This is a genomic window from Mesorhizobium sp. WSM4830, assembly GCF_055811495.1.
On record NZ_JBVVQI010000001.1, the window covers coordinates 474,785 to 495,120 of the forward strand.

Here is a 20,336-nt window from a genome sequence, read left to right on the forward strand (position 1 = left end):
TTGTTTCCGCCTCCTATTGCAGCCAGGCCGAAGGGCCGACGCCGGCTTCGTCGAGCGTGTGGCCGGTGCGGAAACGATCGAGCCCGTAGACCGCGATCAAGGGATGCGGCTTGCCGGTGGCGATCGTATGGGCGAAGCACCAGCCGGAAGCCGGCGTCGCCTTGAAGCCGCCATAGCACCAGCCGCCGTTGAGATAGAGGCCGTCGATCGGCGTCGGGCAGATGATCGGGCTGGCATCGGGGGTCATGTCCATGACGCCGCCCCAGTGGCGCAGCAGGCGGACGCGCGAAATGCACGGCATCAGCGCAATGGCCGCCTCCGCCACTTCGCGCACGACGCCGAGATTGCCGCGCTGGGCGTATGAATTGTAGCCGTCGAGATTGCCGCCGAAGACCAACCCCCCCTTGTCGGACTGGCTGACGTAGAAATGGTCGGCGCCATAGGCGACGACGTGATCTACCAGCGGCTTCAGCGGCTCGGTTACGAAAGCTTGCAGAACATGGCTTTCGATCGGCAGTTCAAGCCCGGCCCTGGCGCCGAGCACGGACGTATGACCGGCAACAGCGAGGCCGATCTTGCCGGCGCCGATCCGGCCTTTCGTCGTTTCGACGCCGACGATGCTGTCGCCGTCGCGGACGAAGCCTGTCACCTCGCAGTTCTGGATGATGTCGACGCCATGGCCGTCGGCGGCGCGCGCATACCCCCACGCCACGGCGTCGTGACGCGCCGTGCCGGCGCGGCCCTGAAAGATGGCGCCATGGATAGGAAAGCGGGCGGTGTCGGAAAAATCGAGATAGGGCACCAGCCTGCGCACTTCTTCCCGGTCGAGGATATCGGCATCGATGCCGTTCAGCCGCATGACATTGGCCCGGTGGCTGAAGCTGTCGAGCTGATCGGCCGAATGCGCTGTGACGAGCTGGCCGCGCTGGGAAAACATGACGTTGAAGTTCAGCGCCCGCGACATGCCCTCCCAGAGCTTCATCGAGAATTCGTAGAACTGGGTGTTGCCGTCGAGCAGGTAGTTGGAGCGGATGACGGTGGTGTTGCGGCCGACATTGCCGCCGCCGACATAACCCTTTTCGAGCACCGCGACGTTGCGGATACCGTGGTTCTCGGCAAGGTAGAAGGCGGTGGCGAGGCCGTGTCCACCGCCGCCGATGACGATCACGTCATAGGACGGTTTTGGTTCCGCCGCACGCCAGGCGCGCTGCCAGTTCTTCTGGCCGGACAGCGCGTTGCGTAAAATCGAAAATGCCGAATAGCGCGCCATGCGTGCGGGCCTATCGAACGATCGGGCGGGCCGGCGTACAGGTGAGCACTTCGGCACCCGCATCGGTCAACAGCACCGTGTTCGAGACGAAGTCATTGCCGCGGCCCGTTCCCATCAGCCACGACAGGATGTGGAAGCTCATCCCGGTCTCGATCTCGAGGTCGGAATCGTGCCTCAAGCCGGTCACCGAATTGCCGCCGGTCCATGACGGCGGCTGGCCGGCGCCGACGAGATAACCGCAGTGATGGCGGCGATAGTGGGAAAGACCGGCCTCGTCGGCGACGGCCTGCCAGGCGGCGTAGACATCGCGCGCCTTGGCGCCCGGCCGCAGCGCCTCAACGACCGCGTGGAACGCCTTGGCGGTCACCTCCGCCATTGCGGCGTCTTCGTCGCTGATGTGGCCGATGCGAACAAGCCGGCCGAGCGGCGCGTGGTAGCGCGAGATGCACCCGGACAGTTCGACAAAGACCGGCTCGCCGTTGCGGTAGATCCCGTCGCCCCAGGTCGTGTGCTCTTCACCCAGGCGCGCGGCCGGGCGGATGAACGGTCCGAAGCCCGGCGCATGACCGCCGGCGAGGATCATTGCCGCAACACATTGGGCGGCGACCTCCTGTTCGGAAGCGCCATCCGAGATCGCGGCGATCGCGGCACCGGCGGCGGCGTCCGTCACCTTTGCGGCACGCCGCATCAGCGCCTGTTCTTCGGCGCTCTTCACCCGCCGCATCTTGTCGATCAGACCGGAGACATCGCTCCACTTTGCATCGGCTTGCATCTGGAGTGCCACGGCAAGTCCGTGGCTAAGGCCGGCCGTCCAGTATTCGAGGCCGATCCGCTTGCCGGACAGGCCGAGCTCTGCAAGCACCCGCGCGGCAAGGTCGGCCGCGGTTTCGCTGTCGGAGTGGCCACGGAATTCCGCTGCCTTCACCTGCTTCTCGATTGTCACCTTCTCCATCGAGCGGGTGACCAGAACAGGTTTTCCCCGGAGCGGCACGATCAGCAGGTGAGGGGCAAAATACCCCCAGTGATCAAGCCCGGTGAGATAGAAGACGTTCTCCGGCGAGGCAAACACCGCTGCGTCGAGCTCGCGCTCAACCAGTGCAGTACGGACCTTTGCCAGGCGGCCGGCGATTTCGGCTTCGGAAAACGGATTGCGGTCCATCGGGCGTCCTCGTGCTTGTTGCCGGCTTGGTGGCGGGCTGGTCTTTTCGGCAGCCGGTTTCCCGGCGGCCATGTCAGTCGATGACGATGACTTCGCGCGCCACATCGCAGAGGCGTTCGCCGCCGCGTTCCGTGACGACGAACGATTCCGAGATGGCGATGCCGAAATCGTCGAGCCAGACGCCGGCCATGAAATGGAAGCACATCCCAGGCTGCATCTCGGTGGTATCGCCGGGACGAAGGCTTGCGGTGCGCTCGCCCCAATCGGGCGGGTATGCGAGCCCGACCGGATAGCCGACGCGGCTGTCCTTCTTCAGCCCGTTCCGTCGCAGGACTGCCTGCCAGGCGGCTTCCACCTCTTCGGCGGTGTTGCCGGGGCGCGCTTTCTCGAGGCCAGCGTCGACGCCCTCGACGATCGCCTTGGCCATGTCGAGGATGGCTTGCCGCGGCTTGCCGAAGTGTACCGTCCGGGTCAGCGCCGCATGATAGCGGCGCCGCACGCCGGCGATCTCCAGAATGGCGAGGCCGCTGTCCGGCAGCGGCGCGTCGGACCACGTCAGATGCGGCGTGCTGGTGCCCTCGCCAACGGGCATCAGCGGACAGATCGCGGCATAGTCGCCGCCCGCTCCAGGCACGCCCATGATCTGTGCGTGATAGATTTCCGCAATGACATGGTTCTGAGGCACACCGGGCCGCATTTTCTCGATGGCGCGGTTCATGGCATGCGTGCAGATCGCACCCGCCTCGCGGATCAGCACCAGCTCGGCTTCGGATTTGACCAGCCGCGCCCAGTTGACGAGATCGTGGTTGTTGGCGAAGTGCGCGTCGGGCAGCCCCTCGACAAGGTGGGCGTGGCAGCGCGCAGTGTAATAATGCGCGTCCATCTCGACGCCGATGCGGGCCTTTCCCCAGCTGCGCGACCGGATCAGTTGGGCGAGTTCGTCATAGGGGTGTTCGACCGGCTGCTGCACCAGCCGTTCCGAGAACGGCACGATGTTTGTCTCGGGCAGGCCGGTGGTTAGGCGTGCACTCTTGGCGTCCTGCGCCCTGCCGAACCAGATCGGCCGATCCTCCTCCAGATGGACGAGGACGCACTGCGGAACGTAGAACGACCATCCGTCATAGCCGGTCAGCCAGCACATGTTGGCTGGATCCTGACAGACGATGAGATCGAAGCCGGCTTTTTGCATGCGTGTCTTCACGCCGGCGAGGCGCTGCCCATACTCCGCTTGCGTGAACGTCCCGAACCCGTTCGCAGTCGCCACCGAAATCCTGCCTTCCAGCTACGCCGCATGCCCTTTGATCAACATGGGCAAACAGGCCAAATTGTGCACAACTCGACGTCAATTTGTTGGCTAGCTACGAATTATCGCCGAATTTTCATGGCTTCTATATCTCTGCTTGCGAAATGTCTAGGGCAGTTGTATACGTCTTATCAAGCAGGCGTCGACCTCGAAGAAGGCCGCGCCCTGGGAACCATCCACAGTTGTCCAATGGGAGAAAAGCATGTTCAAATCATCGATATCGCGCCGCATGGTCGTGAAAGCGGCTGCCTGCATCGCGCTGGCCGCGACGTCATTGACCTCGCTGTCCGCTCACGCGGAAACCACTCTCGAACGGGCCAAGAAGGACGGCTACATCCGCGTCGGTTTCGCCAACGAGGCGCCGTTCGGTTACGCCACGCCAGACGGCAAGCTGACCGGCGAGGCGCCGGAAGTCGCCAAGGCGGTGCTCGCCAAGATGAGCATACCGCAGGTCGACGGTGTTCTGACCGAATTCGGCTCGCTCATCCCGGGTCTCAAGGCCGGCCGCTTCGACATCATCGCTGCCGGCATGTTCATCACTCCGAAGCGCTGCGCCGAGATCAACTACTCCGAGCCGTCCTACGGCATCGGCGAGGCTATGCTGGTGGCTAAAGGCAATCCGAAAGGCATCAAGGATTTTTCCAGCATCAAGGACAATCCGGATCTCAAGCTTGCCGTGATGGCCGGCGCCGTCGAAGGCGGCTTCGCCAAGGATGCGGGCGTTGCCGGTGGGCAGATCGTCTCCTTGCCCGACCAGTCAAGCCTGGTCGCCGCCGTCCAGTCGGGCCGCGCCGATGCTGCCGCGCTGACCGCTCTTTCGATCGCCGACATGGCCAAGAAAGCCGACGGCGTCGAATCGACCAAGCCCTTCGGCGAGGTCGGCGGCAAATCGGTGAAAGGCCATGGTGGGTTCGGCTTCCGCAAGGAAGACACGGACCTGCTGGAGGCGTTCAACGCCGAGCTGAAGAAGTTCATCGGTTCGCCAGAGCACATCGCGCTGGTCGAGCCACTCGGCTTCGGCAAGGATTATCTCCCCAACAAGACCACCGCGGAGCTCTGCGCTGGCAAATAGGTTCCCAACTGCTGGCGGCGCGAAAGCGCCGCCCTTTTTTCCCGGGGGAATCGCATGGGAATCCGTACGCTCATTGCCATGTTGGTCATCGCGCTCGTCGTGATCGGCGCGTTGGCAACACAGGAAAGCTATAGCGTTTTCATGCCGGGGCTGCTGCAAGGCGCGGTCCTGACGGTCGAGATCGCCGTCCTCGGCAGCCTGCTCGCAATTGTCATGGGCGTACTTGCAGCACTTGCAAGGATGTATGGCCCGACGCCGCTCAGATGGCTGGCCACGGTTTACGTCGAGATCTTCCGCGGAACGTCGGCACTGGTGCAATTGTTCTGGCTGTTTTTCGTGCTCCCGCAATTCGGCGTCACGATCAACGCATTCGTTGTGGCGGTGCTCGCGCTCGGCCTGAATGTCGGCGCCTACGGATCGGAGTGCGTGCGCGGCGCGATCCTGTCCGTCGCCCGCGGGCAGTGGGAAGCGTGTACGGCATTGAACATGACCCGCCCGCAGATGTTGCGCCGGATCATCCTGCCGCAGGCCTTTGTCGCGATGATCCCGCCCTGGGGCAATCTGTTCATCGAGCTTCTGAAATCGACAGCGCTGGTCTCGCTGATCACGCTTTCGGATCTCGCCTTCAAGGCCCAGCAAATGAACCAAAACACTTTCAAGACCATTCCGATCTTCACCCTCGTGCTTTTGATGTACCTGGCAATGTCGCTGGTCGTGACCATCGGCATGCGGCTTCTCGAAAGGCGGGCTTCGCTCGGATTGGCGCGGGGGAAGGCAGCATGATCTGGGACTGGGCATTTGCTTTTGAAATCCTGCCGGTGCTCGCCCGCGCTGCCATCGTTTCCATCGAGGCGACGCTGATCGGGTTTGCGCTTGCCGCCTCGCTTGGCCTGGTGCTGGCGGTCGTCCGCATCGCCGTGCCGTGGACCGGCTGGACGATTTCGGTGCTGGTCGAACTGATCCGGTCGACCCCGCTGCTGATCCAGATATTCTTTCTTTATTTCGTCTTTCCGAAATTCGGTGTCGTGCTCGACGCCTTCACCGCCGGGGTGCTTGCCATCGGCATCCACTACGCTGCCTATTGTTCCGAGGTCTATCGCGCCGGTTTCGACAACATCCATCGTGGCCAATGGGAAGCCGCGGTCGCACTCAATCTGTCAGCCTGGACGACGTTCCGCGACATCATCATTCCGCAGGCGATCCCGCCGATCGTTCCGGCGCTCGGCAACTATCTGGTTGCCTTGTTCAAGGAGACGCCATTGCTTTCCGCAATCGCCGTGCTGGAGCTGATGCAGACGGCCAAGATCATCGGCTCCGAAACCTTCCGCTACACTGAGCCGATGACTCTGGTCGGCCTGTTCTTCCTTGCCATGAGCCTGGTTTCTGCCGCGCTCATTCGCTCCCTCGAAGGCCTGCTCAACCGGAGGACGATGCGATGACGGAACAACCGATGGTCCGCTTCGACAATGTTTCGAAACGCTACGGCGCGCTGACCGTTCTCGACGGGCTCAATCTGGAAATAGCACGCGGCGAGAAGGTCTCCATCATCGGGCCGTCCGGCTCCGGCAAGACCACGGTGCTGCGCATGCTGATGACGCTGGAGACGATCAATGACGGCGTCATCTGGGTCGAAGGCGAGCCGCTCACCCACATGCAGAGGAACGGCAAGCTTGTTCCCGCCGATCTCGCACACATCCGCAAGATCCGCGCCAAGATCGGCATGGTGTTCCAGTCGTTCAACCTGTTCCCGCACATGACGGCGATCCAGAACTGCATCGAGGCCCCGATAACCGTGCTCGGCATGAAGCGGCCCGATGCCGAGGCGCGTGCTGCCGAGCTGCTCGACATGGTCGGTTTGTCGGAGAAGAAGGACCACTATCCATCGCAGCTTTCCGGCGGCCAGCAGCAGCGTGTCGCCATCGCCCGCGCCTGCGCCATGCGGCCCAAGATCATGCTGTTCGACGAAGTGACCTCGGCACTCGACCCCGAACTCGTCGGCGAAGTGCTTGAAGTCATCCGAAAACTCGGTAGGGAACATGACCTCACCATGCTGATGGTCACCCACCAGATGGGATTTGCCAGGGAATTCTCCGATCGCGTCTGCTTTTTCCATGCCGGCAAGATCTGCGAGCAGGGGCCGCCAAGCGAGTTGTTCGGCGCCCCCAAGAACGAGCGGACGCGGCAGTTCCTGCACGCTGTCCTGGAGGCTGGATGACGCTTGAGACGGATGCCACGCCCCTGGCCGCGACCGCCGCACCGCCGCGCCCGCTCTCGGCGCGGGAACGGTTCGAGCGTATCTACCGGATACTGCGCGACCGCATCTGCCTGCTTGACTACGCGCCGGGTAGCCATCTCTCCGAGGAAGAGCTTGCCCAGGAATTCCAGATCAGCCGCACGCCGGTTCGCCGTGTCCTGGCGCGCCTCGAATCCGAGGGTCTGGTTCAATCCGTCCATGGTGTCGGCACGATCGTCACCGATGTCGACATCGAGGAATTGCAGCAGGTCTATCACTTGCGCCTGGAGTTGGCGCTCCTCGTCGGCAAGCTTTCGCCGATCCCGCGCACGGCGGACGACCTCGACCGGATACGGGCGCTCATCGCGCGCTGCGATGCCGATATACTCAATCCCGACCAGCGCGCTTTCCTGCGCCTCAACATGGATTTTTTCTACGAGCTCACGGCGATGACCGGCAACCAGCCGCTGCGCGAGATCAGTGAGCGCCTGTATTTTCAGGTCGCGCGCGTCGTCCTGAAGCTGATGCCCCAATTGGGCCTTGTCGAGGAGTTCACCGCGTTCCGCCGCGAAATGGAAGAGGTCCTTGCCGCCGCCGAGATCGGCGACTGGGAGTCCATAGGGCACATAAGGCGGGCGCATATCTCGATGAGCTTTCGCCGCATGATGCGTCATGCAGGCGAGGCGAACCTGGATCGAGCTACATAGTCAGCCCCTCACGGTTGTGCTGGTCGCCTGCCGCCGAACTGGCTTCGATGCCCGAAGCCCCGCCCGGTACCGACAGGATTTGCCAGCACCGGGATGACTGACGCGGTTCGATGCTGCAGGCCCGTGCCGCGCTTAAAGAGGATCCTCGCTCGGTATGTTGGCGGGGTTCCAGACGACCTCCCACAGATGTCCGTTCGGGTCGCGGAAGTATCCGGCATATCCGCCAAAGAACGTGTCCCGGGCAGGCCTGATGATCTCGGCTCCGGCGCGGGCGGCCTCATCCATCACTTGATCGACTTCTTCGCGGCGCACGACGTTGTGGCCGATTGTGAACGAGGTCGAGGTAATCGGCGCCTCGGGCAGGCCGGTGTCGTAGGCGAGGTCGTCCTGAGCCCAGATCGCGAGCTTCAACCCGCCGGACAGCCTGAAGAACGCGACGGCGCCATGCTCGAACTCGCGGCCGATGATCCCTTCCGTCGGTAAGCCGAGACCGTCGCGGTAGAACGCAAGAGAACTCTCGAGGTCGGCGACGCCGATAGTCAAAACCGAAATGCGCGGTTTCATGGCAGTCTCCTCTGGTTGTCGGAGACACCAGGATAAGGTCGGGCGACAGTGAGGACTTGAACAAAACGGCCAAAGGCGTGCCGCCAAGTCGAAGGACGCGCTGAGGTCTCACTCGTTGTGCAGCAGGTGATGAATCTGTCGCGGGGTGCTTCCTGTCAGGCGGCGGCTCTCGCGGACAAGATGCGCCTGATCGGAATAGCCCGCCTCGGCTGCCAGCATGGCGGCGGAGCTGTTGGGGTGGCTCGAAAGCCGCAGAAAGCGCTGGTAACGGAGGATACGGTCAAGCGTCTTGGGGCCATAGCCGAAGCTCTCGTCGAAGCGCCGACGCAACGTCCTTTCGCTCATCTCGAGCGCGCGCATCAACCAAGGGACGAGCGGCGCGTCGGGTGGCGGCCCGCGCTCGATCAAGCGATATGCCGCCTGCATGGGAACGTCTGGCGCGCGGGAGGCCACCTCCTCGGCGACGACCTGTTGGAGCGAGCAGGCCAGATCCTCGAGATTATCGCTGGCGCGCACGCGGCTGGCGAGGCGGCGAGCTCGCGCCCCCCACAAATCGTCGAGCGACAGCCTCTTGCCGACCAGCTCGACTTGCGGCACACCGAGCCATGCCGTCGCCGCGGCAGGATGGAAGCGCAAGCCGATCACGACCTCGTCTGCTGCAAGAACCTCGGTCTGCGGCTCCTTGTCGGGGCCGGCAATTCGGAAGCTGCCTCCGATCCATTGCAGATCGATCGTTGCGTCGGGCATGACGACGATTGGCGGTGAGCCCGCCGGGTCCATCCGATGCACCCACACCGAAGCAAAGCTCCCGCGAAGCCGCGCCGACGCTGGACGTTGCTGAAATGAACCCGTTGCCTGCGCTGGGACGGGATCGCTCATCTCGCTCCCCTTCGGATTAGCGGCGGTGAACCTACGGCGCAGCGGCTGCGCCCGGCCGTCGCTCGAGGCAACAATCTGCACGACCGACAACGTCTTCCAATCGAGAACGGTTGCAAGAATCGGTCGTTTTCTTCCGGCCGGGAACGAAGAGGGCGGGTGATGCCACTTGCATCGCCATCGGCAGCGCCGTGTGCGGCTCATATGTCGATGGCCGTTTTGTTCAATCCGGCAAGGGAGAGGCGTGCTTATCTTTCCGCGTCGTACATCACATGAGAGGTATGCATCATGAGCAACAACAACGACCAACGGATCGACTACGTCGAATTCAATGTGAAAGACATTCAGCGGTCACGCGACTTCTACGGAAAGGCGTTCGGCTGGACCTTCACCGACTACGGCCCGCAATATTGCGAGTTCAACGACGGGCGCTTGTCCGGTGGCTTTGCTGCTGGCCCAGCGAGGTCCGGAGGAGGCCCGCTCGTCATTCTCTATGCCGATGATTTGCCGGGAACGGTCAAGCGTGTCGAACAGGCGGGAGGCAAGATCGTCAGGCCGATCTATGGCTTCCCCGGCGGCCGGCGCTTCCATTTCGCTGACCCGGATGGTTACGAGCTTGCGGTTTACACCGAGGACGGCAGCAAGGAATGAGCCGCACCGTTCGTCCGGCCTACTCCTCGAAGCGACCCGTGGCGTCACGATCGCGCTCGTATCGTCTCTTGAACGGAAACGGCGGCAACCAGGACTCGCGACGGATGATCCAGCTTTCGTAGGTTGGCATCAGTTGGTCAGGCGCATCCAGGGACCCCAGGTTCACTTCGATTTCGTCTGCGGTGCGTGCGAAAATGGAGGAGCCGCAGCGGGGACAGAAAAACCGACCGGCGTAGTCGCGTGTTTCGCCGTCGATCGTCACCGCATCCTCAGGAAATATCGCGGAAGCGTGAAAAAGGGCGCCATGATGCTTGCGGCAGTCGAGACAGTGACAAAGGCCGACCCGGTATGGGCGCCCCGACGCGACAATTCGGACGTTGCCGCACAGGCAACCGCCGGTGAATCGGTCCATGCTGCGTCTCCTCCAAAATCAAGCGGCCGGAATGGTTACAACGACCGGCACTGTTGTTGCAATCGCCGCGCCGCGGGCGGGGACGCGTCGTTCTTCCGTGGCGATGACATTGCAGCCGCCTCTCTATGCCTTATGCGAGCTTGCCGCCGAAAATAGGCTTTGGTTTGTCATATGGAACGAAACGGCGCGTTCCATTGAGCGGCCAACTCGGCGGCCGAGGCGATCTTGACGCCGCAGTCGGCGAGTATGCGTGCGACCGTCGCTACCGGTTCGGCGTTGGACGAGGCTATGCTGCCGTTCGGAAGGAAAAGATTGTTTTCGAAGCCGACCCGGACATGGCCGCCAAGCAATGCGGCGGCGGTCACGCACGCCGCTTCGTAGCGGCCGAAGGCGCAGACGCTCCAATGGTCGAAGTGCGGTATGTTCGCCGCGAGGAATGGCAGGAGATCGGCAGGAACGGACGTCTGTCCCGGCGTGTAGCGGCCCAGCACGTAGAGAACCGGTATGCTTGCCCAGGGGATCAGTCCGCGCTGCTTTATGTCCGCAAGCCTGACGGCCTCCTCGGGCGAATAGAGGATGATCTGCGGCGCAACCCCCTCGGTGTGCAGCCAGGCCATGAAGCGCGCGAAGGCGAGTTCCGATCCGGCATCAGGAACGATTTCGCGAAGCGCCAGCGAGACAGCTTGCGGCTTCACATCTTGTACGACGGCCATCTGTTGGGCCGGCGAATAGATGCCGAGCGCTTCGGAGGTGATCTGGATTACCAAGCGGTCGCCGGCAGCACCGCGGATGGCGGCGATCGCCTGGCGGTAGGCGTCGGCGTCGAGCAGATGATTGCCGCTTCTGTCGCGGACATGGACGTGGATCATAGCCGCACCGGCATCGGCGCATTCCGCGGCCGTCCTTGCAAGTTCGGCTGGTGTCAGCGGAATCGCCGGATGGTCGGCCTTGCTGCGACGTCCCCCGTTCGGCGCGACGGTTATGGCGATGCGGTCGAGAGCATGGGCCGGCTTCATGGGGACGTTCTGTGAGTGACAAGATTCATATGAATCAATCTTTGACCACACTGAAACAGACGTTGCAATCGCTGGTCTGGCGAGCTAGCAATATCCATGGACCAGGGAGAGCTTGCTGGACAGATCGTCATTGCCTTCGACGGCATGTCGGCGCAGCTTCGGTCCGCCGCGCGCTATGTCCTTGATAAGCCGTATGATGTCGCGCTGTTGTCGATGCGTGAGCAGGCCCGGCACGCAGGAGTGCAGCCGGCGACGATGACGCGGCTGGCCCAGCATCTCGGCCTTGATGGCTACGAGGCGGTACGCGATATCTACGCCGCCGCGATCCGGGACGGCGAAATCGGTTTCGCCGGCAAGGCGGGTCTTCAGGTGGCCAGCCAAAAGCTCAAGGGCGACCACGCGCTGGCGGCCGATATTCTGGATTCGATTTCCAGCCAGCTTGCCCATCTCGCCGAAGGCAGATCGATCGACCGTCTGGTCGAGACGGCCAGGGCGCTGAGTGCGGCAAGGCGCGTCTATTGCCTCGGCCTGCGCTCGAGCCACGCAGTCGCCTGGCATCTGCATTACATCCTGTCGCTGATCGGCGAGAAGTCGGTGCTGCTGCACGGCATCGGCGGAACCGACGGCGACGCTCTCGCCCACGCGACCAAGGACGACGTGCTGATCGCCGCCAGCGTCCTGCCCTACACGCGCTTCACCATCGAGCTTGTCGAGTACGCTGCCGGCCGCGGCGTACCGGTCATTGCGATCACCGACAGCGGGGTGGCGCCCTTGGCGCTGCTTGCCGATCACCTGGTCATCGTGCCGACGGGCAGCCCGTCCTTTTTCCACACCATGACGCCAGCTTTCATCGTTGCGGAGGTCCTCGGTGCTCTTGTCGCAGGGCAGGCAGGCGAGGGCGCTGTTCAGTCGCTGCGACGTTTCGATGAGCAGGGCGCCGCCCTCAAGACCCATCTGAACCAACGTCCGTCGAAGAAAATGCCCATGAGGGACCGTCGATGACACACATTCTTCATCGAACCATCCACTCGACGCTGCCGGTCGCCGTTCGCGGCCAAGGCATCGAACTGTTCGATGCCGAGGGCAAGTCCTATATCGACGCTTCGGGCGGAGCCGCCGTGTCCTGTCTCGGCCACGGCCATCCCGACGTGATCGCTGCACTGCACACCCAGCTTGACCGCATCGCCTACGCCCACACCAGCTTCTTCACCACCGAGGTGGCGGAGCGCCTGGCGGATCGGCTGGTCGAGGACGCGCCGAAAGGGTTGGACCACGTCTATCTGGTCAGCGGCGGCTCGGAGGCGGTCGAGGCCGCGCTCAAGATGGCCAGGCAATATTTTGTCGAGAAAGGCGAGCCGCAACGGCGCCATCTCATCGCACGCCGGCAGAGCTATCACGGCAATACGCTCGGCGCTCTCGCCTCCGGCGGCAATGAATGGCGGCGCGCCCAGTTCAGGCCGTTGCTGATCGAGACCCACCATATCGACCCCTGTTACGCCTATCGCTATCAAAAGCATGGCGAAAGCGACGAAGCCTATGCGGCGCGCGCCGCCCAGCAGCTCGAAGACAAGATCCTCGAACTCGGCCCGGACGAGGTCATCGCCTTTGTCGCCGAGCCGGTGGTGGGTGCGACGCTCGGCGCCGTGCCGTCGGTCGCCGATTATTTCAAGCACATTCGCGCGATCTGTGACCGCTACGGCGTGCTGCTCATCCTCGACGAAGTGATGTGCGGCATGGGCCGTACCGGCACGCTGCATGCGTGCGAGCAGGACGGCATCGCTCCCGACCTGCTGACAATCGCCAAGGGGCTCGGCGGCGGCTACCAGCCGATTGGCGCGGTGCTGCTCGGCCGGCATGTCTTCGACGCCTTTGCCCAAGGCTCGGGCTTCTTCCAGCATGGACATACCTATATGGGGCATCCAATGGCAGCGGCGGCCGGCCTTGCCGTGCAGGAGGTCATCCGGCGTGACCGTCTGCTCGACAACGTCAGCGCAATGGGCGCGCAGCTGGACGAACGCCTGCACCAACGCTTCGATAACCACCATCACGTCGGCGACATTCGCGGGCGGGGCCTGTTCAGGGGAATCGAGCTGGTGGTTGATCGCGCCAGCAAGGAACCGTTCGACCACAGGCTTGAACTCAACGCCCGCATCAAGCGCGAAGCAATGGCCCGCGGCCTGATGATTTATCCGATGGCCGGGACGATTGACGGTGTGCGCGGCGTTCACGTGCTTGTGGCGCCGCCTTTCATCATTTCCAAACAGGATATCGATCGGATCGTCGAACGGCTCGGTGAGGCAATCGACGCTGCGATTGCTTCAGCGGCCTGACCCGCACGACGCGGACCGCCTCAAACCAGTTCCAACGCGTCATCGGCGACGGGCCGGGACACCCACCAGAGAGGTAGCAACCATGTACAGTTCGATGAAAACCCTGATCGGCGCGGCAGCCTGCATGCTGCTGGCGCTGCCATCCGTCGGAGCCGAGCAGCGCTTCGTCACGGTCGGCACCGGCGGGGTCACCGGCGTCTACTACGCCGTCGGCGGCGCCATTTGCCGACTGATGAACAAGGACCGGCAGAAAACCGGCATCCGATGCTCGACGGAGTCGACCGGCGGTTCAGTCTTCAATGTCAACTCCATCCAGACCGGCGATCTCGATTTCGGCTTGACCCAATCGGACGTCCAGTACCAGGCCTATGAGGGGACCGGAAATTTCGACGGCAAGCCGTTCAAGGATCTGCGGGCCGTGTTCTCCGTCCATCCCGAGCCGTTTACCGTGCTGGCGCGGCCGGATGCCGGCGTCACCAAATTCGAAGATTTCAAAGGCAAACGCTTCAACGTCGGCAATCCCGGGTCAGGCACCCGCTCGTCCATGGAGGAGTTGCTCAAGCAGATGGGCTGGACGCTCGGCGATTTCTCGCTTGCCGCGGAGCTGAAGGCGGACGAGCAGGGCAGCGCGCTGTGCGACAACAAGATCGACGGGTTCTTCTACGGCGTCGGTCATCCTTCCGCCGCGATCCAGGATCCGACCACGGCCTGTGGCGCCAAACTCATCCCGCTGACCGGTCCGGCAGTGGATGCGCTGTTGGCAGCTCATCCGTACTATTCGGTCGCCACCATCAAGGGCGGCATGTACGCCAATAATCCGGACGACGTGACGACATTCGGCGTCCGCGCGACAGTGGTGACGAATGCCAGCACGCCCGATGAGGTGGTCTACGAACTGGTGAAGTCGGTCTTCGAAAATTTCGACGACTTCAAGAAACTGCATCCGGCTTTCGCCAATCTCGATCCCAAGGAGATGATCAAGACCGGTCTGTCGGCGCCAATGCATCCGGGCGCGGAGCGCTATTACAAGGAGAAGGGTTGGCTCTGAGGCCTTCAATGCGAGGCGTCAAGGGCGCCTCGCATCGCAAATAATTGTGGGGAACGATGACAGATCAAAGCCAGCGGGCGGCAGCGCCTGACCAACCCGTTATCGACATCGACAAGCTCAGCGAGATCGTCGCCGAGGCCGACACCGGTGGGCGCAAGCCGACCGGCCGCACTGCGAAACTGATCCTCGGCGTATCGCTGGCATGGTCGCTGTTCCAGCTCTGGTATGCCTCGCCCCTTCCGTTCATGCTCAATTTCGGCGTCGTCAGCGACGGCATCGCCCGCTCCATCCATCTGGCCTTCGCCCTGTTTCTGGCGATGCTGACGTTTCCGGCCTTCAAGACCTCGTCGCGCAGCCGCGTGCCGCTGCCCGACTGGGTGCTAGGCATCGCCGGGGCGGCGTCCGCCCTCTATCTGTTGGTCTTTTACAGCGATATCGCCCATCGGCCGGGTCTTCCTACTACGGCTGACCTTGTCGTCTCGATCGCCGGCGTCCTCATCCTGCTCGAGGCCGCGCGTCGCGCCGTCGGGCCTGCCATCACCGTCATCGCGGCGATCATGCTGATCTATATCTTCGCCGGGCCTCACCTACCTGGCCTGCTCGGCCACAAGGGCGCGACGCTGTCGCGCGCAGCCTCGCAGATGTGGCTGACGTCAGAGGGGGTCTTCGGTGTTGCCCTCGGTGTGTCCACCAACGTCGTCTTCATGTTCGTTCTGTTCGGAACATTGCTGGAGCGCGCCGGCGCCGGCGGCTTTTTCATCCAGCTTGCCTTCTCGCTGCTTGGCAAATACCGCGGCGGTCCGGCCAAGGCCGGTGTCGTGGCTTCCGGCCTGACCGGCATGATTTCCGGGTCGTCGATCGCCAATGTCGTGACCACCGGAACCTTCACCATCCCGTTGATGCGCCGGGTCGGATATTCTGCGGTGAAGGCGGGCGCCATCGAATGCGCGGCCGGCGTCAATGGTCAGCTGATGCCTCCGGTGATGGGCGCGGCCGCGTTCCTGATCGCGGAATATGTCGGCATCTCCTATGCCGAGGTGGTGAAGCACGCCTTCTACCCAGCGCTGCTGACCTACGGCTCGTTGTTCTATATCGTCGATATCGAGGCGATGAAAACGGGGATGAAGGGCCTGCCGTCACGCAGCACGCACTCCGCATTTCAGGGTGCGCTGCGCGGGCTGATGGGCATATGCGGCTTCATCGTCCTCGCAGGGCTTGTCTATTACGGCATTGGCTGGACGAAGATCGTTTTCGGCGCGGCCGCGACCTGGATGATCACTGCCGCGCTGATCGCCGTTTACATCGGCCTTGTCGCCTACCGGGCGCGCTATCCCGACCTGCCGCTGGAGGATCTGGAGGGCGAGATCGTCAGGATTCCGCACTTCGGCGAGACGGCGCGCACCGGCCTGCATTTTCTGCTGCCGGTGATCCTGCTGATCTGGTGCCTGATGGTGGAGGAGTTGTCGCCCGGCCTGTCGGCATTCTGGGGCGCTGTCGCCCTGATGGCGCTGATCGTGACACAGCGGCCGCTCACCGCCTTTTTCCGCAAGGACCGCGCGCTGGCACGGCATTGGCTTCACGGTTTCGACGATCTGGTCGGTGGCCTGTCCGCCGCCGCACGCAACATGACGACGGTCGGCATTGCCACTGCGACGGCCGGCATCATCGTCGGCACGGTTCTGCTCACCGGCATCGGGCTGGTGATGACCGAGCTGGTCGAATTCATCTCGGGCGGCAGCTTCATCGTCATGCTTTTGTTCACCGCTGTGATCTGCATCATTCTCGGCATGGGCATGCCGACCACTGCAAGCTATGTCGTCGTAGCCACCTTGATGGCGCCGGTCATTGTCGATTTGGCGGCGCAGAACGATCTTGCCGTGCCGCTGGTCGCCGTCCACATGTTCGTTTTCTATTTCGGGCTGATGGCGGACGTGACGCCGCCAGTGGGGCTGGCGGCTTATGCTGCTGCGGCAATTTCCGGCGCCGATCCGGTGAAGACCGGCATTCAGGGTTTCAAATACGAGATCCGTACCGGCCTCTTGCCGTTCATCTTCATCTTCAACACCGGACTGCTGATGATCGATCTCGAAGGTCCGTTCGACTTCGTCGCGATGGTGGCGACATCGACGCTGGCCATGGTCTCGTTTGTAGCAGCGACGCAGAATTGGATGCTCGTGCGCAACCGCTGGTACGAGACGATTGCGTTGCTACTGGCCTGTTTCATCTTGTTCAGGCCGGGATTGTTGCTCGATCAGGTGAGCGAACCCTATCGGGCAGTGCCGGCCTCCGAACTCAGCCGCATCGTCGACGAGACGGCCGAGGGAGGCGCGGTTCGCTTGCGCCTGACGACACTGAACCTCAACGGCGATGAGATATCGAAGCTGGTGCGGCTACAGCTCGGGCCCGGAAATTCATCGGCCGAACGCCTGAGGGCCGCGGGCCTGGACGTCAGTGCGCTTGGCGACAGCGTGACGATCGGCGTCGTGCGACTGGGCAGCCAGGCGGCCAAATTCGGCCTGCAGCCCGGCGACGAAATCAACCAGGTGCTAGTCCCTGCGGAACGGCCGTCACGCTATTGGTTCGCGGTTCCAGCCCTGCTGTTGCTCGGTCTCATCTTCTGGGTTCAGAAGCGGCGAAGGCGGACAGTGGGTCTATAAGTGTCTTATGAGCGGAAGAGTCTTGGCCAACATGTCGGTAACAAGAGAACCAAACGGCGCCGCGGAACCGGCTAACGCGGAAATGCGCATGACGACGCGCGACCGCCCCTTCGAACCCGTCGACTACGGGCTCTACGCGCTGACGGTCATTGCCTGGAGCGCATCGTGGTTCGCGATCGAACTTCAGGTCGGCAGCGGCGTGTCGAACGAGGTCAATCTGGTCTGGCGCTTCGCCATCGCCACGCTGCTGATGTTTGCCTGGGCGGGTTTTTCCGGTCGGCGGCTCCGCTTTCCGATTCCCGATCATTTGCGCTTTGCTGTGCTCGGCATCCTCATCTTCTCGTCGAACTTCCTGTTTTTCTATTACGGCGCCGGCTATCTCGTCAGCGGCTTGCTCTCGGTCGTCTTCTCGCTCGCCTCGGTCATCAACATGCTGCTCGGTGCCTTGGTCATCGGCGAGCGCCCGGCGCCGCGCGTTCTCGCCGGCGGCATCATCGGCTTCGCCGGAATAGCGCTGATGTTCTTTCCCGAAATCGCCGCGAACGGGCTTTCCGGCGGCACGTTGGTGGGCCTTCTTCTGTGCCTCTGCGGCACGTTGAGCTTCTGTGCCGGCAATCTTGTCTCCGTCGCAAACCAGCGCCGCGGCCTGCCGCTCGTTTCAACCAGCGCCTGGGGCATGCTTTATGGCACTCTGTGGTCGGCGTTCCTGGCCTTCCTGCTCGGTGAGCCGTTCGTGTTCGCGACGACCGCCTCTTATATCGGCTCGCTGGTCTTCCTCGCCGTCATATCGACCGTCATGGCTTTCGCCGCCTACCTGGCGCTGCTCGGACGCATCGGCGGCGCCCGCGCCGGCTATGCGACCGTCATATTTCCCGTCTTTGCGCTTTTGATCTCCACGGCGCTGGAAGGCTATGCCTGGACCGCTTACGCGATCATCGGGCTCGTCCTCGTCGCCGCCGGAAACGTCCTGGTCATTCGCGGCGGACGGCGCTGACGCATGTTTCGCAATGCGCCGCCTTCCGCGGCGCGCCCCGGTGAGTGGTCCGAGACATAGGTGTACTGGATGGATGGGGCAGGCGCCTCTTCTGCCTTTTTATCCAGCTTGACTCTCTTGGTCGTCCGTTTAGGCTGCGGTCAATGGGTCAGACCAATGTACCAGGGGATGGCCCGGGAGGAAGCAAACGCCCATGCCGATCCAGGCCGTTGAACCACGCCGGCTTTACCGACAGGTCGCCGATCAGCTCAGGCAGCTGATCGATGCCGGCGAGTTTTCCGTCGGCGACCGTCTGCCGACCGAGCGGGATCTGGCCGACCAGCTCGGAATTTCCCGCCCGACGGTCCGTGAAGCGCTGATAGCGCTGGAGGTCGAAGGCCGCATACGCATCCGCGTCGGTTCGGGTATCTACGTCACCGATCCGCCGAGCGCCGCCGCCTCCGAACCCGAAGTCGAGGAAGGCCCGTTCGAGCTGTTGCGCGCGCGCGAATTCGTCGAAGGCGCGATCGCCGCCGAAGCGGCCCTTCACGTGCGGCCTGCAGATATCGAACGGCTCGACGACGTGCTGCGCCGGATGGAGGCCATGCGTCACCCCAACAAGATGACCATTGCGCTCGACCGGGAATTCCATACCGCTGTCGCCGGCATTCTCGAGAATGCGGTGCTGGTGCGCTTCATCGGCGAGCTTTTCGACCAGCGCATGAATCCGTACTTCGAACGCCTGTCGATCTATTTCGAGACCAGCGATTCCTGGCAGGTCGCGGCAAAGGAACATCGTGCCGTGCGCGATGCAATTGCCGCGCGCGACCCCGAGCGGGCCAAGGCCGCCATGCAGCAGCACCTGCGCCAATCGCAAATCAGATTCTCACGCAATTTCGATGAGAGAGCCGCAGCCAGGGAGGTTGCGGAATAGCAGTTGGCCGGGGGGAGATCCGGCCGTCAAGTTCAACCAGGGAGGAATTAGATGCTGAGAAAATACGCAGTTCTGCTCGGTGCGATCGCCGCAATTGCCATACCCATGGCGTCGGCCTCGGCGGAAACGGTCCTGAAATGGGCACATGTCTACGAGACGACGGAGCCCTTCCACACCGAGTCCGTGTGGGCTGCCGACGAGATCAAGAAGCGCACCCAGGGCCGCTATGCCATCGACGTCTATCCGGCCTCGCAGCTTGGCAAGGAAGCAGACATCAACCAGGGCCTGATGCTCGGCACCGTCGACATCATCATTTCCGGATCGAGCTTCGCGGCGCGCGAATATCCGCCGATCGGCGTCACCTATTTCCCATACACTTTCCGCGATGCCGACCATCTGCTGAAATACACCAAAAGCGACGTCTACAAGGCCCTGACCAAGGGCTATGAGGACAAGACCGGCAATCATATCGCCGCCACCACCTATTACGGGACGCGGCAGACCACCTCGAACCGGCCGATCGCCAAGTGCTCCGACATGCAGGGCTTGAAGATGCGCGTTCCCGACGTGCCGGCCTATCTGGCCATGCCGCGTGCCTGCGGCGCCAACACCGCGCCGATTGCCTTCGCCGAGGTCTATCTGGCCCTGCAGAACGGCACGGTCGAGGCCCAGGAGAACCCGCTGACCACCATCGAGGCGAAGAAATTCTACGAGGTGCAGAAGAACATCGTGCTCACTGGCCATATCGTCGATCATCTCAACACCATCATATCGGCGTCGCGCTGGGCCTCGCTGTCCGACGAGGACAAGAAGATCTTTACCGAGGTGATGCAGGAGGCTGCCGCCCGCGCCACGGCGAAGATCGTCGCCCGCGAAAAGGAACTGGTGCAGGTATTCAAGGACCGCGGCATCACCGTAACCGATGTCGACCGTGCCGATTTCGAGAAGAATGTGCTGGAAAAGGTCACCTTCGAGGAGTTCGGCTACAACAAGGCCGATTGGGAAGCGATCCGCGCCATCAAGTAGAGCATCGGAAACCGGATGCTCAATCAAGAGGATAGGGCGGCGATCGGATTCGCCGCTTTAACCTGCCCATCCGTCCGGCTTCAAATTGCGCCGGACGGCCTTTCC

The 20,336-nt window shown here is 62.8% G+C and carries 20 protein-coding genes; 13 read left to right on the forward strand and 7 right to left on the reverse strand.

Annotated features, from left to right (window positions below; all coding sequences use genetic code 11):
• Positions 1–13: 13 nt before the first annotated feature.
• The 3 genes from AC0L2Y_RS02385 to AC0L2Y_RS02395 all read right to left on the reverse strand — a co-directional run bounded on the left by AC0L2Y_RS02385 (position 14) and on the right by AC0L2Y_RS02395 (position 3,693).
• Positions 14–1,270, reverse strand: coding sequence for a sarcosine oxidase subunit beta family protein (locus AC0L2Y_RS02385; RefSeq protein WP_473553525.1), 1,257 nt, complete (start codon positions 1,268–1,270; stop codon positions 14–16).
• A 10-nt stretch (positions 1,271–1,280) separates the two neighbouring features.
• The gene (locus AC0L2Y_RS02390; protein WP_473553527.1) at positions 1,281–2,429 is read right to left on the reverse strand and encodes a M24 family metallopeptidase; all 1,149 of its coding nucleotides are present in this window, start codon (positions 2,427–2,429) and stop codon (positions 1,281–1,283) included.
• A 73-nt stretch (positions 2,430–2,502) separates the two neighbouring features.
• On the reverse strand, positions 2,503–3,693 hold the full coding sequence (locus AC0L2Y_RS02395) for a M24 family metallopeptidase (RefSeq protein ID WP_473553528.1): 1,191 nt from the start codon (positions 3,691–3,693) through the stop codon (positions 2,503–2,505).
• Positions 3,694–3,934: 241 nt separating this feature from the next.
• Between AC0L2Y_RS02395 and ehuB the strand changes: the two genes are divergently transcribed.
• The 5 genes from ehuB to AC0L2Y_RS02420 are packed head-to-tail and all read left to right on the forward strand — an operon-like array spanning position 3,935 to position 7,744.
• A complete protein-coding gene (gene ehuB / locus AC0L2Y_RS02400; protein ID WP_473553530.1) occupies positions 3,935–4,804 on the forward strand; it encodes an ectoine/hydroxyectoine ABC transporter substrate-binding protein EhuB in 870 nt (289 codons plus the stop codon).
• 54 nt (positions 4,805–4,858) lie between these two features.
• Positions 4,859–5,587 (forward strand): ectoine/hydroxyectoine ABC transporter permease subunit EhuC, encoded by a 729-nt coding sequence (gene ehuC, locus AC0L2Y_RS02405; protein ID WP_352489716.1) that lies wholly within the window; start codon positions 4,859–4,861, stop codon positions 5,585–5,587.
• Positions 5,584–6,243: an ectoine/hydroxyectoine ABC transporter permease subunit EhuD gene (gene ehuD / locus AC0L2Y_RS02410; RefSeq protein WP_352489717.1), complete on the forward strand. Its 660-nt coding sequence runs from the start codon at positions 5,584–5,586 to the stop codon at positions 6,241–6,243. Before ehuC ends, ehuD begins: the two co-directional genes overlap by 4 nt.
• Positions 6,240–7,019: an ectoine/hydroxyectoine ABC transporter ATP-binding protein EhuA gene (gene ehuA, locus AC0L2Y_RS02415; protein ID WP_473553532.1), complete on the forward strand. Its 780-nt coding sequence runs from the start codon at positions 6,240–6,242 to the stop codon at positions 7,017–7,019. The genes ehuD and ehuA overlap by 4 nt, the downstream gene beginning before the upstream one ends.
• Positions 7,016–7,744 carry a GntR family transcriptional regulator gene (locus tag AC0L2Y_RS02420; protein WP_473553534.1) on the forward strand — a complete coding sequence of 243 codons (729 nt, stop codon included), beginning with the start codon at positions 7,016–7,018 and terminating at the stop codon, positions 7,742–7,744. The genes ehuA and AC0L2Y_RS02420 overlap by 4 nt, the downstream gene beginning before the upstream one ends.
• A gap of 132 nt (positions 7,745–7,876) precedes the next feature.
• Here the strand turns inward: AC0L2Y_RS02420 and AC0L2Y_RS02425 are convergent, their stop codons facing one another.
• Complete coding sequence (locus AC0L2Y_RS02425; RefSeq protein WP_473553536.1) at positions 7,877–8,308, reverse strand: VOC family protein; 432 nt, start codon at positions 8,306–8,308, stop codon at positions 7,877–7,879.
• 108 nt (positions 8,309–8,416) lie between these two features.
• Positions 8,417–9,268: a helix-turn-helix domain-containing protein gene (locus AC0L2Y_RS02430; RefSeq protein ID WP_473553692.1), complete on the reverse strand. Its 852-nt coding sequence runs from the start codon at positions 9,266–9,268 to the stop codon at positions 8,417–8,419.
• Between the two features lie 201 nt (positions 9,269–9,469).
• On the opposite strand from AC0L2Y_RS02430, the gene AC0L2Y_RS02435 reads away from it, so the two are divergent.
• Positions 9,470–9,835 carry a VOC family protein gene (locus AC0L2Y_RS02435; protein WP_352489762.1) on the forward strand — a complete coding sequence of 122 codons (366 nt, stop codon included), beginning with the start codon at positions 9,470–9,472 and terminating at the stop codon, positions 9,833–9,835.
• A gap of 19 nt (positions 9,836–9,854) precedes the next feature.
• Here AC0L2Y_RS02435 and AC0L2Y_RS02440 read toward each other — a convergent pair whose 3' ends face one another.
• On the reverse strand, positions 9,855–10,247 hold the full coding sequence (locus tag AC0L2Y_RS02440; RefSeq protein ID WP_352489722.1) for a GFA family protein: 393 nt from the start codon (positions 10,245–10,247) through the stop codon (positions 9,855–9,857).
• Positions 10,248–10,414: 167 nt separating this feature from the next.
• Positions 10,415–11,263 (reverse strand): beta-keto acid cleavage family enzyme, encoded by an 849-nt coding sequence (locus AC0L2Y_RS02445; RefSeq protein ID WP_352489723.1) that lies wholly within the window; start codon positions 11,261–11,263, stop codon positions 10,415–10,417.
• A gap of 96 nt (positions 11,264–11,359) precedes the next feature.
• On the opposite strand from AC0L2Y_RS02445, the gene AC0L2Y_RS02450 reads away from it, so the two are divergent.
• The 7 genes from AC0L2Y_RS02450 (at position 11,360) to AC0L2Y_RS02480 (ending at position 20,231) form a co-directional block, all read left to right on the forward strand.
• Positions 11,360–12,265 carry a MurR/RpiR family transcriptional regulator gene (locus tag AC0L2Y_RS02450; RefSeq protein ID WP_352489724.1) on the forward strand — a complete coding sequence of 302 codons (906 nt, stop codon included), beginning with the start codon at positions 11,360–11,362 and terminating at the stop codon, positions 12,263–12,265.
• Positions 12,262–13,593, forward strand: a complete 1,332-nt coding sequence (locus AC0L2Y_RS02455; protein WP_473553538.1) for an aspartate aminotransferase family protein — start codon at positions 12,262–12,264, stop codon at positions 13,591–13,593. Before AC0L2Y_RS02450 ends, AC0L2Y_RS02455 begins: the two co-directional genes overlap by 4 nt.
• 94 nt (positions 13,594–13,687) lie before the next feature.
• Positions 13,688–14,641 (forward strand): TAXI family TRAP transporter solute-binding subunit, encoded by a 954-nt coding sequence (locus tag AC0L2Y_RS02460; protein ID WP_023674270.1) that lies wholly within the window; start codon positions 13,688–13,690, stop codon positions 14,639–14,641.
• 56 nt (positions 14,642–14,697) lie between these two features.
• Positions 14,698–17,298, forward strand: a complete 2,601-nt coding sequence (locus tag AC0L2Y_RS02465; protein WP_473553540.1) for a TRAP transporter permease — start codon at positions 14,698–14,700, stop codon at positions 17,296–17,298.
• Between the two features lie 88 nt (positions 17,299–17,386).
• Positions 17,387–18,292 carry a DMT family transporter gene (locus tag AC0L2Y_RS02470; protein WP_473553542.1) on the forward strand — a complete coding sequence of 302 codons (906 nt, stop codon included), beginning with the start codon at positions 17,387–17,389 and terminating at the stop codon, positions 18,290–18,292.
• Between the two features lie 193 nt (positions 18,293–18,485).
• Complete coding sequence (locus tag AC0L2Y_RS02475) at positions 18,486–19,205, forward strand: FadR/GntR family transcriptional regulator (protein WP_473553544.1); 720 nt, start codon at positions 18,486–18,488, stop codon at positions 19,203–19,205.
• A 51-nt stretch (positions 19,206–19,256) separates the two neighbouring features.
• Positions 19,257–20,231: a sialic acid TRAP transporter substrate-binding protein SiaP gene (locus AC0L2Y_RS02480; protein ID WP_473553546.1), complete on the forward strand. Its 975-nt coding sequence runs from the start codon at positions 19,257–19,259 to the stop codon at positions 20,229–20,231.
• The last annotated feature ends 105 nt before the right edge of the window (positions 20,232–20,336 follow it).